This is a genomic window from Duganella guangzhouensis, from assembly GCF_009674535.1.
Classification (GTDB): Bacteria; Pseudomonadota; Gammaproteobacteria; order Burkholderiales; family Burkholderiaceae_D; genus Rugamonas; species Rugamonas guangzhouensis.
Genome location: NZ_WKJK01000003.1, coordinates 52,337 through 67,795 on the forward strand (window position 1 = coordinate 52,337; position 15,459 = coordinate 67,795).

15 protein-coding genes are annotated in these 15,459 nt (G+C 59.8%); 6 read left to right on the forward strand and 9 right to left on the reverse strand.

Annotation, left to right across the window (positions count from 1 at the left end):
* Positions 1–53: 53 nt before the first annotated feature.
* The 3 genes from nadC to GJ699_RS06295 are packed head-to-tail and all read right to left on the reverse strand — an operon-like array spanning position 54 to position 3,679.
* Complete coding sequence (nadC, locus tag GJ699_RS06285) at positions 54–920, reverse strand: carboxylating nicotinate-nucleotide diphosphorylase (RefSeq protein WP_154374239.1); 867 nt, start codon at positions 918–920, stop codon at positions 54–56.
* Positions 917–2,071 (reverse strand): quinolinate synthase NadA, encoded by a 1,155-nt coding sequence (gene nadA / locus GJ699_RS06290; RefSeq protein ID WP_154374241.1) that lies wholly within the window; start codon positions 2,069–2,071, stop codon positions 917–919. Before nadA ends, nadC begins: the two co-directional genes overlap by 4 nt.
* A 6-nt stretch (positions 2,072–2,077) precedes the next feature.
* Positions 2,078–3,679, reverse strand: a complete 1,602-nt coding sequence (locus GJ699_RS06295) for an ABC-F family ATPase (RefSeq protein WP_154374243.1) — start codon at positions 3,677–3,679, stop codon at positions 2,078–2,080.
* 493 nt (positions 3,680–4,172) lie between these two features.
* Between GJ699_RS06295 and GJ699_RS06300 the strand changes: the two genes are divergently transcribed.
* The 4 genes from GJ699_RS06300 (at position 4,173) to GJ699_RS06315 (ending at position 8,309) form a co-directional block, all read left to right on the forward strand.
* A complete protein-coding gene (locus tag GJ699_RS06300; protein ID WP_154374245.1) occupies positions 4,173–5,231 on the forward strand; it encodes a hypothetical protein in 1,059 nt (352 codons plus the stop codon).
* 157 nt (positions 5,232–5,388) lie between these two features.
* Positions 5,389–5,712 carry a CCDC90 family protein gene (locus GJ699_RS06305; protein ID WP_154374247.1) on the forward strand — a complete coding sequence of 108 codons (324 nt, stop codon included), beginning with the start codon at positions 5,389–5,391 and terminating at the stop codon, positions 5,710–5,712.
* 84 nt (positions 5,713–5,796) lie between these two features.
* The gene (locus tag GJ699_RS06310) at positions 5,797–7,068 is read left to right on the forward strand and encodes an alkaline phosphatase family protein (RefSeq protein WP_154374249.1); all 1,272 of its coding nucleotides are present in this window, start codon (positions 5,797–5,799) and stop codon (positions 7,066–7,068) included.
* Positions 7,068–8,309, forward strand: coding sequence for a cytochrome-c peroxidase (locus GJ699_RS06315; RefSeq protein WP_154374251.1), 1,242 nt, complete (start codon positions 7,068–7,070; stop codon positions 8,307–8,309). The genes GJ699_RS06310 and GJ699_RS06315 overlap by 1 nt, the downstream gene beginning before the upstream one ends.
* Here GJ699_RS06315 and ldcA read toward each other — a convergent pair.
* The 5 genes from ldcA to queE all read right to left on the reverse strand — a co-directional run bounded on the left by ldcA (position 8,287) and on the right by queE (position 11,785).
* A complete protein-coding gene (gene ldcA, locus GJ699_RS06320) occupies positions 8,287–9,207 on the reverse strand; it encodes a muramoyltetrapeptide carboxypeptidase (protein ID WP_154374253.1) in 921 nt (306 codons plus the stop codon). The two genes, GJ699_RS06315 and ldcA, sit on opposite strands and share 23 nt — an antisense overlap.
* A gap of 10 nt (positions 9,208–9,217) precedes the next feature.
* A complete protein-coding gene (locus tag GJ699_RS06325) occupies positions 9,218–10,162 on the reverse strand; it encodes an alpha/beta fold hydrolase (RefSeq protein ID WP_154374255.1) in 945 nt (314 codons plus the stop codon).
* A 65-nt stretch (positions 10,163–10,227) separates the two neighbouring features.
* Positions 10,228–10,710 (reverse strand): tRNA adenosine(34) deaminase TadA, encoded by a 483-nt coding sequence (gene tadA, locus GJ699_RS06330; protein WP_154374257.1) that lies wholly within the window; start codon positions 10,708–10,710, stop codon positions 10,228–10,230.
* The gene (queD, locus tag GJ699_RS06335; RefSeq protein WP_154374259.1) at positions 10,700–11,149 is read right to left on the reverse strand and encodes a 6-carboxytetrahydropterin synthase QueD; all 450 of its coding nucleotides are present in this window, start codon (positions 11,147–11,149) and stop codon (positions 10,700–10,702) included. Before queD ends, tadA begins: the two co-directional genes overlap by 11 nt.
* Positions 11,150–11,785, reverse strand: coding sequence for a 7-carboxy-7-deazaguanine synthase (gene queE / locus GJ699_RS06340; protein WP_371867476.1), 636 nt, complete (start codon positions 11,783–11,785; stop codon positions 11,150–11,152).
* Positions 11,786–11,928: 143 nt separating this feature from the next.
* On the opposite strand from queE, the gene GJ699_RS06345 reads away from it, so the two are divergent.
* Positions 11,929–12,705: a sensor histidine kinase gene (locus tag GJ699_RS06345; RefSeq protein ID WP_154374263.1), complete on the forward strand. Its 777-nt coding sequence runs from the start codon at positions 11,929–11,931 to the stop codon at positions 12,703–12,705.
* 17 nt (positions 12,706–12,722) lie between these two features.
* Positions 12,723–13,718: a sensor domain-containing diguanylate cyclase gene (locus tag GJ699_RS06350; RefSeq protein ID WP_229261971.1), complete on the forward strand. Its 996-nt coding sequence runs from the start codon at positions 12,723–12,725 to the stop codon at positions 13,716–13,718.
* Here GJ699_RS06350 and GJ699_RS06355 read toward each other — a convergent pair whose 3' ends face one another.
* Entirely contained in the window at positions 13,719–15,425 is a 1,707-nt protein-coding gene (locus GJ699_RS06355; RefSeq protein WP_154374264.1) for a DUF4214 domain-containing protein, read from the reverse strand.
* Positions 15,426–15,459: the final 34 nt, after the last annotated feature.

Consider the following 15,459-nt stretch of genomic DNA (forward strand, 5'->3'; position numbering starts at 1 on the left):
AAGCGGGTCTCCCCTGCCGGATTTCCGGCCTCCTGCGATTTATTCTACGCGGATTAGCCGACGATACGCAAAGAATAATCGGTGGCCCGCACATCCTTGGTCAGGCTACCGATCGAGATGCGGTCCACACCCGTTTCGGCGATGGCGCGCACGGTATCGAAGTTGATGCCGCCCGACGCCTCCAGCAGCGCGCGGCCGGCGTTGATGGTCACCGCTTCGCGCATCATGCCAGTGTCGAAGTTATCCAGCAGGATCGACACCGCGCCCGCGTCCAGCGCTTCACGCAGTTCGGCCAGCGATTCCACTTCCACCTGAATGCTGACACCCTTGTTCAGCGCCTTGGCCGCCGCCACCGCATTGGTGATGCCGCCCGCCGCCGCGATATGGTTTTCCTTGATCAGAATACCGTCGTACAGCGCCAGGCGTTGATTCTGACCGCCGCCCACACGTACCGCGTACTTCTGCGCCAGCCGCAGGCCAGGCAAAGTTTTGCGGGTATCGAGAATCGCGGCACGGGTGCCGGCGATCACGTCCACGTATTTGCGGGTGGCGGTGGCCACGCCGGACAGCAGCTGCATGAAATTCAGCGCGCCGCGTTCCGCAGTCAGCAGCGCGCGCGCCGGACCTTCGATAGTGCAAACCACACTGTCGGCCTTCATCAAATCGCCTTCCGCGTACTTCCAGTCGATTTCGATCCCGGCCTGCATGCAGTTCATGATGCCTTCAAACCAGGACGCGCCGCACAGCACCGCGTCTTCGCGCACGATCACGCGCGCCTGCGCGCGGCCACCTTCCGGCACCAGCAGGCCAGTCAGGTCGCCGCTGCCCACGTCTTCCAGCAACGCGGACAACAGATTCGCTTCAAACGCCGACTTCAACGCATCGTCGAACGGCGCAAATTTGTTGATCAGAGTACTCATGCAGGGCCGATTCCCGAAAACAGTTTAGCTTCTTCTGCCAGATCCGGACCTGGCTGCACCTTGGCCTTCTTGGCCGCCGCAAAGTCCAGCATGCGCGTGATCGAAGTCACCGCCTGCTTGCCAATGGCAGCATCGACGAAGATCTCGTGCGCGGCGCTGATTGCCGGGCTATCGATGTTCTCCAGCAGATCGGCCAGATTCTGCAGACCGTTCATCGCCATCCACGGGCAGTGCGCGCAGCTCTTGCAGGTGGCGCTGTTGCCGGCGGTTGGTGCGACGATGAAGCGCTTGTTCGGCGCCGCGGCCTGCATTTTGTGCAGGATGCCGTTGTCGGTGGCGACGATGAAGGTATCGCTATCCGATTCAACGGCGGCGTTGATGATCTGCGTGGTCGAACCCACCACGTCGGCCAGCGCCACCACATTGGCCGGCGACTCCGGGTGCACCAGGATTTTCGCGTGCGGGTACTCGGCCTTCAACAGCTCCAGCTCCACGCCCTTGAATTCATCATGCACCAGGCAAGAGCCCTGCCACAGCAGCATGTCGGCGCCAGTCTGCTTCTGAATATAGGAACCCAGATGTTTATCCGGCGCCCACAGGATCTTCTTGCCCTGCTCGTGCAGGTGCTTGACGATATCCAACCCGATCGACGAGGTCACCATCCAGTCCGCGCGCGCTTTGACGGCGGCGCTGGTGTTGGCATACACCACAACCGTACGGTCCGGATGCTGATCGCAGAAAGCGGTGAATTCATCGGCCGGGCAACCCAGGTCCAGCGAGCAGGTCGCGTCCAGGTCCGGCATCAGAATGCGTTTTTCCGGGCTCAGGATCTTGGCGGTTTCGCCCATGAAGCGCACGCCCGCCACAATCAGCGTCTTGGCGGCGTGATCGCGACCGAAGCGCGCCATCTCCAACGAATCGGAGACGCAGCCGCCGGTTTCCTCGGCCAGATCCTGCAGATCGGCGTCCACATAATAATGCGACACCAGCACCGCCTGCTTTTCCTTCAACAGGCGCTTGATGCGCTCCTTGAGCTCCACGCGCTGCTCGGCGCTGGGAGTGGCTGGCGTACGCGCCCACGCATGGGCTACGCAGCTGGCGCCGTCTTGTGGATGCTCGTACTCGACGGGTTTGATCTCGATGGCTTGCATGATGGTTTAAGCGATACCTTGGCTGGTCAGATATTCTTCGTAGCCGCCACGGAAGTCGACCACTTCGTTGTCCTTGATCTCGATGATGCGGTTGGCCAGCGACGACACGAATTCACGGTCGTGCGAGACGAAGATCAGGGTGCCGGCGTACTTGTCCAGCGCGATGTTCAGCGACTCGATCGATTCCATGTCCATGTGGTTGGTCGGTTCATCTAGCAGCAGCACGTTGTGACGGCCCAGCATCAGCTTACCGTACATCATGCGGCCCTTTTCACCACCGGACAGCACGCGCACCGACTTCTTCACCTCGTCGCCGCCGAACAGCAGACGGCCCAGGATCGAACGCACGGCTTGATCGTCGTCGCCTTCCTTGGTCCACTTGCCCATCCAGTCGGTCAGGTTGATATCGGTCGCGAAGTCCTCGGTCGGATCTTGCGGCATGTAGCCGACGTTGGCGTTTTCAGCCCACTTGACCATACCGTGATCGGCGTGCAGGCCGGCGATGTCGTCACCGCCGATACAACGCAGCATGGTGGTCTTGCCCGCGCCGTTGGCGCCGATGATCGCAATGCGCTCGCCCGCTTCCACCATGATGCTGAAATTGTTGAACAGCTGACGGTCGTATTTCTTGCTGAGGTTTTCAGCCTCCACCGCCAGGCGGTGCAGCTTCTTCTCGCCTTCGAAGCGCACGAACGGATAGGCGCGCGACGATGGCTTGATGTCCTCAACCTTGATCTTGTCGATCATCTTGGCGCGCGAAGTCGCCTGACGGGCCTTGGACTTGTTGGCCGAGAAGCGACGCACGAAGTCCTGCAGCTCGGCGACCTTCTCTTTCGCCTTGGCGTTGTTGGCCAGCTGCTGATTGCGGGCCTGAGTCGACGCCAGCATGTAGTCGTCGTAGTTACCTGGGTAGATCTTCAGCGTGCCGTAATCCATATCGGCCACGTGGGTGCACACCTGATTCAGGAAGTGGCGATCGTGGGAGATAATGATCATGGTGGAGTTGCGCTCATTGAGCACATCTTCCAGCCAGCGGATGGTGTTGATGTCCAGGTTATTGGTCGGTTCGTCGAGCAGCAGGATGTCCGGATTCGAGAACAGCGCCTGCGCCAGCAGCACGCGCAGCTTCCAGCCTGGCGACACGGCGCTCATCGGGCCTTGGTGCAGATCGATGCTGATACCCACGCCCAGCAGCAGTTCACCAGCGCGCGATTCAGCGGTGTAGCCGTCGTACTCGGACACTTTGCCTTCCAGTTCGGCGGCTTTCATGTAATCGTCGTCGGTGGCTTCTGGATTGGCGTAGATGGCGTCGCGTTCGGAGATCGCGGCCCACATCTCGGTGTGGCCCATCATCACCACGTCCAGCACACGCATCTCTTCGTACGCAAACTGATCCTGACGCAGCTTACCCAGGCGCTCGTTCACGTCCAGCATCACGTTACCACCCGACGGATCAAGATCGCCGCCGAGGATTTTCATGAAGGTCGACTTACCGCAACCGTTGGCGCCGATCAGGCCATAGCGGTTGCCATCGCCGAACTTGACGGAGATGTTTTCAAACAGCGGCTTGGCGCCGAATTGCATCGTGATGTTTGCTGTAGAGAGCATGTGTGTTGGGCTTTGCAGATTAGGTATAGCGGAAAGGCGAAATTATACAGCAATGCCTAGATAGAATTTCTAGACCGTCGCAGACCGCATGAGACAAGGCCAATTGCCGTATTGGCATTTCGCTGGGCTCTCTGGAAAAGCCTCGTTTGGTCCAGATTTTCGCCCAAATTTGGCCCACGTTTTTTGGAGAGAAAACTAGCGCGCCCCGTTCTACCCAAACGCTGAGGTAGAACGATGCCTTGTGAAGGGTGTTGTTACATTGTACATCCATTTCGAACAGATGGTGCGACGTACAGATCACCGCAGCGCTCCAGCCGCTCGGTGCGGTCTTCGTGCGCCGCGCTGACGTGCAGGCCGGCCAGCCAGCGCTCGTTGGACCGCTCGAAGAAGTGCCATGTAACACGTTTGTGCTACAAACGGAACTTTCAATCAAGTCTGCTCACTGCAATAATCAAGTGCAACCTGAGAGTAAAACGAATTTCATAGGTGAACAATGAAGTCCTTTGATAAAAAAGTCAAAGATTCACAAAATGGAAATGAGCGGGAATTCCGCCCTCAACACACGGCAACGGGGTACGGGCATCTGCGCGCGCTTCAAGCTCTGGCAGACAACAGCCCGCAGTCAAAGCAATTAATGCGAACTAAGAGTTTTATTGCTAAAAAATCTGAAAATTTCACCCCCACCATTACGCCAGTTCAACTCAGGGCTTTGGTCGCAGGTAAACTGAATGTGGTTGGAGAAGAGCATGGTGAATCAGATGCTCGTCGCGAATTAGAGAGGGAGATTTGCGCCGAGCACGTCGGCGGTGGCTATTGGCAGGAAGGGGATGTTTTGGGAGAGGATCTTCGCAATTGTATTACAATTTGTTGTTATGACGACAAGCGCACTCGAGGAGATTCACCAGCGCTACTTGTTGATCAATTCGCTGCCTTCATGCTTAAGATCTGTCGTAGGTACTCCGCATTTATCGAAGCTAAGCTTGAAGAGCGAGTTTCTGGGCAACAGATGATTTTAGTTGAGAGTAACATAAAAATACTTAAGGAAATAGTACAGCACAGCGTAGATTTTTACCATTCTTATGGAAACATGCACGATGTGGGGCCAAAATTAAAATTATCTTACTTTGTCTGCAATATAAGAGACATTGTATCGGAGGTGATTAACGACACTATCACATCCGCATCCACATCAGAAAAATTCAGAACGGCAGTTGCTGGATTAGACGAGGAACTAAAACGCCGAAATAAAAATGATATCGCGTATGAAAGATCTATTCATATGGAACAAAGTGCAGCATCCCTGCCTCCTCAAGCTGGGGTCTGGAAGGTTGGCGACGCTCATATTTCTGACTTTGTAGAGCCGGCGAATGAGAAGTATGTAGTACGAACGCGAGACGAATTTAATGAACAATTCGGCTTACCTACTGTGAAGGCCAAAGATGATGCACTCAGAAGAAAAATGAAAAAGTACAACGACTATAAAAAGGGAAAAGGTCTTAGATACAAAGAAACCAAGGAAACTAAAGAAACGAAACCGCCGCCTTCATCCTAATGATTTCGATATTTTACAAATAATGGTAAACCCCTGAGGTGGCTCGCGTCTGCAACTCCGACAACGCCTTACAAGGATCACGCGAGATGTTTGAGCCACCTCAAGTCAAACCCGCGCGTGGATTGACTGTACCTTTCGCGGCGCGCATGCTGAACCAATGTATACGACGCCCCTCAAAGAGTATATTGATGCCCGGGACCAGGCCATCAGCGCCGGCACCAAGGAATTTCAAGCCGTCGTCGAGGCGCGCCTGACGGAAATGGATGCCCGCCTGAACACCCGCCTTGCCGACATGGACGCCCGCCTGTCGCGCGGGATGGCGGAAATGATCAAATGGTGTGTCGGCATCATCTTCGCCGGAATGACGATTAACATTTCGGTCTCCGCTTACCTCTACTCCTCCACTCTGAACCGCATCGAGGCGCTGGCGCAGGAAGTGCGCGCCGCCTTGCCGCCACGCCCAACTCTTCAACAACATTAATGTCACGGCAACGTAACATTAGTTCATTAGACTACGCGCCGCGCAAGCTTGCGCGTTTCTAATAACTACTAGCCAGGATTAATAATGAGATTGAAGCACCTGAAGTTGCTCGCGCTCGCCGGTACGGCAGCGCTGGCTGCGCTGCTGTCTGCTTGTGGCGCCGACAAGGCCGACCCGCTCACTCCCCAGCAAAAGATCAAGCACGTATTCGTCATCACGCTGGAAAACAAGAACTACGACGACACCTTCGGCACGAGCACGCAGAACCCGTACATGACCGGTACGCTGAAGCCGATGGGCGCCCACCTGACCCAGTACTACGGCACTGGCCACGTCAGCCTGGACAACTACATCGCCATGATCAGCGGTCAGCCTTCGAACACTGAAACTGAGATGGATTGCACCACCTACAGCGAATTCGTCCAGACCGGCACCACCACCGACGGCAACAAGATCGCTATCGGCAACGGCTGCGTCTACCCTTCCACCGTCAAGACGCTGCCAGACCAGCTGAAAGCCGCCGGCTACAGCTGGAAAGGCTATATGGAAGACATGGGCAACGATCCAACCCGTGAAGCCACCACCTGTGCCCACCCGGTCATCGGCGCCACCGACAAGACCAATACACCGATGGCTGGCAGCGCGGCTGTACCGGCCGGCGACCAGTACGCCACTCGCCACAACCCGTTCGTGTATTTCCACTCGATTACCGACTCGACCGATTGCAACAGCAACGTGGTCGCGCTGAGCAAGCTGGAAGCCGATCTGGCCAGTGTATCGACCACCGCCAACTTCACCTTCATCACGCCTAACGTCTGCAACGACGGTCACGATGGTGACGGCACCGGCGCCGCCGGCAAGGGCTGCGTGGACGGCAAAGCAGGCGGCCTGACCTCGGCCGACGCCTTCCTGAAAACCTGGGTGCCGAAAATCCTGGCCTCGCCGGCCTATAAACAAGACGGTCTGCTGATCATCAACTTCGACGAAAGCGCGAACTCCTCGATGACCACGGCGGTCAACTCCAGCACCGGCAAAGTCACCATCAACGCCGTGTACAAAGGCGAAACCTGCTGCGGCCAGCAAATGGGGCCGAACATCACCCGTCCGCTCACCATGAACTATCCGATCAGCGCATCGATGGAATACAACCTGGTGTTCGAGAGCTTTGGTGGCGACCGCACCGGCGCGATCCTGATTTCGCCATTCATCAAAGGCGGCACCGTGTCTAATGTGCAGTACAACCATTACTCGCTGCTGAAGTCCCTGGAAGACATCTTCGTGCCGGGCCAGTATCTGGGCTACGCCAACCAGGCCGGTTTGGTGGCCTTCGGCTCCGATATCTACACCGCAAACTGATGAACAGCAGCAGCCGCAATCGGCTTACCTTTATCTGGCCGGTTGCGGCCGCTCTGGCAACAGTGCTGCTGGCCGCCTGCGGCCAGCACGCCGCGCCTGTGGCCACGGCTCCGGCGCCCTCGCCGGCCGACGTGGCCCAACTGGGTCGCCAGATTTTCTTCGACCCCTCGCTGTCGGCCTCCGGCAAGATGGCCTGCGCCACCTGTCACGATCCGCAGCACGCCTACGCGCCAGCCAACGGTCTGGCCGCGCAACTGGGCGGCGCAAAGTTGGACCAGCCGGGCACGCGCGCCGTGCCCTCGCTGCGCTACGCATTAAACCGCACCCCTCGCTGGTTCAAGGAATTCCAGGCCAATGAACTGGAACGCATCACCGAAACCGACAGCGTCCCCACCGGCGGCCTGACTCGCGACGGTCGCTTCAACACGCTACACGAACAAGCGCTGGCGCCACTGACGGCGGCCAACGAAATGGCCAACATCGGCAACACGGCTATCATCGCCAAACTGCGACAGGCCAACTACGCCAGCGAATTCCGCCGCGTGTTTGGCGACAAGGTGTTCGACCAACCAGAGCTGGCATTCAACAAGATGCTGGAAGCGCTGGAACGCTTCCAGCTGGACGACGCTTCCTTCCATCCCTACACCAGCAAGTTCGATCAATACCTGCAAGGTAAAGCACAGCTAAGCGCCGCCGAACAACGCGGCCTGCTGCTGTTCGCGGATCCAAATAAAGGAAACTGCGCCGCCTGCCACATCGCATCACCCGGCGCGGACGGCTCGGCCCCGCTGTTCACCGACTACACCTTCGCCAACCTCGGGCTGCCGCGCAATCCCAACATCACCGCCAACGCCGACCCGAAGTTCTATGATCTCGGCCTGTGCGGCCCCGATCGCAAGGACCAGGCCAACATGACCAAATACTGCGGCATGTTCAAGACGCCAACGCTGCGCAATGTCGCCTCACGCCAGGTGTTCATGCACAACGGCGTGTTCACCGATCTGGCCGACGCGGTACGCTTCTACGCCACGCGCGAATCGGACCGCAAGCACTGGTATGGCAAGGGACGTCCCTACAATGACATGCCGGCCGCCATGCGCGACAACGTCGACGTCATCGACGCGCCGATGAACCGCAAAACCGGCGACAAACCGGCCCTGAGCGAAGCCGAAGTCCAGGACATCGTGCAATTCCTGCGCACGCTGACCGATGCCGACGTCAAAGTGTCGGATAGTCGCTGATCGTCAAATCGAAGCCGCGCTCCGTGGATACCAGATGCGCCATGCCGCCATACGGCAGCGTGGCGCGTTCCTTGATATGGCCGAATGGCAGTCCGGTCAGCACCGGAATCGGCAGCCGCGAACGCAGGTAAGCCACCATGCTCTCAAAGTCATAGCCGTTGTCCATCGGACCAAGCTTGTAACCTGAGAAGTCACCCAGCACCAGCGCACGCTGACCATCCAGCGCACCAGCGTAAAACATCTGCAGCACCATGCGCTCGACACGATACGGATGTTCACTGATATCCTCGATGAAGCAAATGCCCTGCTCCAGCGCCTGGAAGTACGGCGTGCCGAGCAGGCTCACCAACATCGCCAGATTGCCGCCCCACAGCTTTCCGCTGACATCCAGCACCGGATTGTCAGCCGCTCCATCGGCCACCACACCGCGCACCGTGTGCACCGGGCCGCGCAGACAGTCCCAGAACTGCTGCAGCGTGTAAGCCACCGGCTCGGGACGAATGAAGTCATCGCACATCATCGGGCCGCCAAAGCTGATGCGGCCAGTCTGCTTCAGCAGCGGCATCTGAAACGCGGTGAAATCGCTGTAGCCGACAAACAGCTTGCCACTATCCGCCATGCGCTGAAAGTCGATCACGGGCAGCAAGCGCGACATGCCGTACGAGCCGCGCAGCGCCACCACAATCTGCACCTCAGGGTCCGATGCCGCCGCGTTCAGCTGCGCCAGTCGCCATTCATCAGTGCCGCCGAAGCGCTGAAATTTCTTATCGTCGTCGTAGTAATTGTGAACCAGGTAGCCCTGCTGCTCCAGGCGCTGCACGCCCTGCAGCAAAGCGTCATTGTCAGGCGGCCGCCCGCTGGGCGCCGCGATCGCGATGCCGATTTTCGATGTGCTCAAAATATCTCTGTCATTGATGGGTGCCGCTGCCTGCACGATGCGTGGCCAGCGGAGGAAGATCCGCCGTCATATTACCGCGCAGGTGCTGGTCCAGCAAGGCAAGCAGACGCTCGATCAACTGCTGCGGCAAATCGTGGCCCATGCCTTCGATGACATGCAGCCGCGCGCCGGGAATTTCCCGCGCCGTATCGACGCCGCAGGCGGCCGGAATCAGCGGATCGGCGGCGCCATGGATCACCAGCGCCGGACAGCGGATCTTGCGCAACAGCGGGGTGCGATCGCCCGAAGCCACCACCGCCACCAACTGCCGCGCCATGCCTGCCGGGCTGGTACCACGCTCCATCGCGCGTTCGACGTAAGCACGCAGCATGCGGTCCGGCGTCGGGAACGACGGACTGCCGATCAACTGGAAGGTGGCCACGCTATGTTCCACCATCTCCTTGCGAGTCGAACCGGGCGGCGCCGGCCGCATCAGCGCATTGCGCACCGTGGCCGTGGGGCCGGGCAAGCTGCGCTTGCCGCTGCTGGACATGATGGACGTAAGGCTCAGAGTACGGTCGGGGAAGCGCGCGGCAAAAATCTGCGCGATCATGCCACCCATCGACACGCCCACCAGATGCGCGCGCGTGACGCCCAGCGCATCGAGCAGCCCAAGCGCATCGTCAGCCATATCGTTGAGGGTGTAGGCGGCACTCTGCTTCCAGCCCACCAGCGATTTCAGATAAGCCAAGACCAGATTGGGCTTTTTGTGTTGATGCAGTTTGGAGGACAGGCCGATGTCGCGGTTATCGAAGCGGATCACATAGTAACCCTGCTCGACCAGCCCATCGACCAGATCCTGCGGCCAGGCGATCAGCTGCATGCCCAGCCCCATAATCAGCAGCACCGGAGGATCGAGTGGATTGCCACTGGTTTCGTAGGCTATCGTAAGGCCGTTTGATTGCGCGGTAGCCAAGGCTTTCTCCCAAAGCGTGCTTGGGATTCAGCATACCATTTTTGCCGCAGCGGTGAAACTTGCTGTTACTCGGGTGTGGCGCGTTTGGCTGCCGCCGCTGCCGCGCGACGGGCGGCAAAGAAATTCTTCAGCATGGCGCCGCATTCTTCCGCCAGCACGCCGCCTTCGATTTCGGTGTGATGGTTCAACTGTTCCTGCTCGAACAGATTGACCACCGAACCGCAGGCGCCAGTTTTGGGATCGGCTGCGCCGTACACCACCTTGGCCAGACGCGCATGCATCATGGCGCCGGAGCACATTACGCACGGCTCCAGCGTCACGTACAGCTCGCAGCCCGGCAGCCGGTAATTGCCCAGTTTTTCAGCAGCCGCCCGCAGCGCGACGATTTCCGCGTGCGCGGTCGGATCATGCTTGCCGATCGGCTGGTTGCAGCCGACAGCGATTACCTCGCCGTCGCGCACCACCACCGCGCCCACCGGCACCTCACCGAGGTTCCACGCTTGCTGCGCCTGTTCTAATGCCAGGCGCATGTAGGCGTCAGACGCCATCGACGATCTCGGCCCAGCAGTTCGGGGTTTCGTGCAGCACCAGCTTGTGCAGGTGCAGGCCGGTACCGAAGTGGTCTTTGTAAGCCGCTTTCAGGATATTCCAGGCCACATGGGCCAGGTTTTCCACGGTCGGAATACGATCGATCACCACCGTTTTGTGGCCCGGCAGCGAAGCCAGGAAGTCGTGCACGGCCGTGTCTTTTTCATAGACCAGGAAGGCGTGATCCCAAACGTCAACCAGATGCTCCTTGGCCAGCGCCTTGATGTCGGAGAAATCCATGATCATGCCGTTGTCGGAATTACCTTCAACGTCGATGATGTTGCCGGTCAGCGTGATTTCCAGCGTGTAGCGGTGGCCATGCAGATTGCGGCACTGGCTCTTGTGATCGGGAATGCGGTGGCCGGCATCGAATTCCAGCTTGCGGGTGATGGTTAACATTTAGGGAATCTGTAAAAGTTTATGGGTTTGCAAGCTCAGCTTCCATTTTGGATTGCGCTTGCAGGTTTCAATCGCCAGCTTGATATTGTCAGCGGCCAGCAGACCGTCCATGGCCTGCAGGTAGAAATGCTCAAAGTCCAGCTGCTCGTAAGCGGACAGATTCTGATTGGCCTGCGGTATCACCACCTTGATTTCGCTGCCCTTCTTCACCACCAGTTCCGAGCCCATTTTCGGGCTGACGCAGATCCAGTCCACGCCCTCGGGCACCGGCAGCGTGCCATTGGTTTCAATCGCGATGGTAAAGCCGGCCGCGTGCATGGCGGCGATCAGCGGTGGGTCCAGTTGCAGCAGCGGCTCGCCGCCGGTGAACACCACGTATTTGCTGGCAGCATAAGTTTCCGGCCACAGCGCGTTGATGGTGGCGGCCAGCTCTTCCGGCGTCTTGAACTTGCCGCCGCCCTCGCCGTCGGTGCCGACAAAATCGGTATCGCAGAACTGGCAGATGGCGCTGGCGCGGTCGCTTTCGCGGCCGGTCCACAGGTTGCAGCCGGAAAAACGGCAGAACACGGCCGGACGACCGGCGTGGGCGCCTTCACCCTGCAACGTGTAGAAAATCTCTTTGATGCTGTAAGTCACGATAGTTCCTGGTAGGACAACCCTCAATTATATCCCACACCACAGTTTCCCGGGTAGCGGCACCAGATGTTGACATTTCACAATGGTTCCGACGGGCAAGCGGGCTATGTTGTTCCCTGTGGCATCACTCAAAGGACGACATCATGAGCTCCGCGCCGCCCCTGCTTCAAATCGATATGGTTACCGCCGGCATTTTCTTGCTGGCGGCACTGACCTGTCTGCTGCTGTGGTGGCGCCAGCGCCGCGACAGCCTGCGCCTGTTGGCCGAAGCGCGCCGCCAGATCCTGCGCCTGGCCGCCAGTCAACAGTCGCTGCGCGATGCCGAGCGTCGCCGCATTGCGCGTGATCTGCATGACGATCTCGGCCAACATCTGCTGGCGCTCGGCCTGGACCTCGCCACGCTGACGCACCAGCATCCCGCGCTGCGCCAACCGGCAAGCCGGCTGGACGACCGCATCCAGCACGCTACCCGCGCCATGCATGCCATTGTCCACGATCTGCAGGCGGAAGCGCTGGAATCGGGGCTGGAATGCGCGGTTCAGCAACAGATCGATCAGTTTTCACGCCTGAGCGGCATTGCCTGCCGGCTGGACGCCGAGCCGTCGGCGTTCGCCTGCGGCAATGGCGGCGACGGCATGGACAAGCTGCTCTACCGCGTGCTGCAGGAATCGCTCAGCAACATTGTGCGCCACGCGCAAGCCTCCGAAGTGTGCGTTGGCTTGTGCCGCCAGGAGCACAGCCTGAGCCTGACCGTGCGCGACAACGGCGTCGGCCTGCCGCAGACGGCGACCGTGGGCGGCAGGCGCGGCCATGGTCTGCGCGGCATCGCTCAACGCGTGGCCGAAGCCGGCGGCCGCTTCGACGTCGCCAGCATGCCCGGCGCCGGCACCGCGCTCACCATGTCCTTTCCCATTCCATAAAAACACCAAGGCGCGCCATGAACGGAACCCACAAAATCCAGCATCTGATGGAGTTTTCGCAAGCGGATCAACAGCACGGTTTTGCCCTCAAGCTGATGGAACTGCTGGTGATCCCCACCTTCGTCATCGACACCAACTGCAAGGTCATCATCTGGAACCGCGCCTGCGAGCGGCTGACCGGCGTCGCCGCCTGGGAAGTGCTGGGCACCTCCGATCACTGGAAGAGCTTTTACCAGGAGCAGCGCCCTACCCTGGCCGACCTGGTGATCCAGGGCCGCAGCGCCGAGCTGCACCGGCTGTACCGCCAACATGCACGCCGTAACGACACCGACCACAATCTGTGCGCGGAAAACTGGTGCGACATGCCGCGCGTCGGCCGCCGCCGCTATCTGGCCGCCGACGCCAGCCCGATCTTCGACGGCGACGGCAAGCTGGTGGCGGTGGTGGAAACCCTGCGCGACGTCACTGATGAAAAAAAGGCCCAGGTGGCGCTAGAACAGCTGGCCACACGCGACGGCCTGACTGGCCTGGCCAATCGACGCTGCTTCGACGATACCCTCAGCGCCGAATGGCAGCGCGCGCTGCGCCACCAGCAGCCGCTGTCACTGCTGATGGTCGACGTCGACAACTTCAAGCAATACAACGACGCCTACGGCCACCTGGGCGGCGACGAATGCCTGCAACGCATCGCCAGCGCCGTCTCCAGCGAAATGCGCGCCAACGACCTGGTGGCGCGCTACGGCGGCGAGGAGTTCGCGGTGATCCTGCCGAATCAGTCGCTGAAAGGCGCGGCCATCGTGGCCGAGCGCATCCGCTGCCGCGTCGAGCAGCTGCGCCTGCCCAACCTGGGCAGCAAGCAGCATGTGGTGACGGTCAGTATCGGCGCGGCGACGGCGCTGGCGGCACCGGAAAACGATCCCAGCCAGTTGGTCGCCACCGCCGATTCAGCGCTGTACCGCGCCAAGCACATGGGCCGTAACCGTATCAGCCTGCCAGGTGCGGAAGAAAGCTGATTAGCCGGTCCACTGCGTGTAGGCCACGCCGACCGGCATGATCTGGCTCATCAAGGCCACATTCTCGACCGAATCCGAGAAGCCGACCAGCACGCTGGCGCGGGTGGCGCCGTCGTGCAAGGCATTGAGCCACCAGCTGTAACCATCGGCGTCTGGCGTGCGATGCAGCACGTTGCTATACAGCGCGGTGAGGAAAGTCTGGTCGCTGGCATTGGCGCCGTAGATATTGGCGAATTCCTCACTGGTCACAAAACTATCCGCGATCGACACCATGCTGACGCCGAGATCGCGCGCATCCAGCCAGAAACCGAAACCTTCCGCGTCCGGCGTGCGGTTGAACATGGCGCCATACAGCCGGTATAGCTGACCGGCCGAACCAGCCGTGTCCAGCGCCAGCGCGCCGTCAGCAAATTGCAGCCGCTCGACGCCGACCAGCAAGTCGCTGCCGCTGGCGCCGCTGAGCGTGACCGTGGCGCTGCTGGCGGACAGCTGATAGCTGCCCCGGCTGCCATCAACCAGCAACGTGTCGATGCCCGCGCCACCGGTCACCAGCTGGTTGCCGGCGCCAGCCTGCAAGGTATCGTTGCCACTGGTCCCGGCCATCAGCGCCGAGTAATTCGACAGCTGGATGACGGTATCGCTGAACTGCAGCCGCGCGATATTGCTCAGCGTGTCGACGCCATCGCCACTGACCGTCAACTGCGACACACTGCCGGCCAGATCGTAGGCCGACACCGCCTTGGTGAACACCACCGTATCGCTGCCGCCACCGCCGCTGATCTGGTCGCTGCCGCCGCCCTGGTAAATCACATCATTACCGGCACCGCCGATGATCACGTTGCCAGCCGCATTGCCGTATATCGTAGAACCGCCGCTGCCGGCAACGGCCCGCTCAATGGTCACGTTGTAGGCAATCGAAATATTGTTGTAACCCGGCGCGGTGGAGCTGAAGCTGCCCGCATTCAGATTGATGACGGTGGCGTCGCGGCAGGCGGAAAAATCGAAGGTATCGGTGCCGCCGGCATCCCAGATGCACTGCAGCGCCGCATCCTTGGCAAAGCTGTAGGTGTCAGCGCCGGTGTGATAGCTCATGTTGGCGCCGTACAGGTACTGAATCGCCTGTATGTCATACAGCATCGCCGTGATGCCGTAATTGTGATTCAGCGCGTAGCCGGCGCCGACGTTGTACGACATTTGCGAATAGTCGAGCGTATCGGTGGCGGTCGGCAGAAACGGGCCTTTGATGGACGCGCCGCCGGAATCGTAGTTACCCGGATGCTTCAAGCCCAGCGTATGGCCAATTTCGTGGATCAGCACCGAGATGCCGTAATCGCCATCGGCAAAGCTGAAGTTGTAGCTATCCTGATTGTTGGTGTACAGCGTGACCGGCTCATTGCCGTCCGGCAGATAGGCATAACCGCTGCTGGTGTTGCCCTGGTTGTTGGTGCCCAGCTGGATATTGCCGTCGGCCGAGACTTCCTGAAACGTGATATTCGCCACCGCCGCCCACGCCGCCAGCGCCTGCCGCACGCCCTGCTGCTGGGTGTCGGTCATGGGCGCGAAGCCGTTGGCATCCTGCAACGTGGCACCATCCGGCACGGTGGTCAGGAAACTGTAGGTCAGCACCTCCGCTTGCCCCGGCTGCGCCGCCCAACTGCTGGATACCAGCGCGTCTATCGAATTGATTCCAGTGGTCAGGCTAGCCATGGTGCGATCAGATCAGGGGTAATTCCCTGAGCAT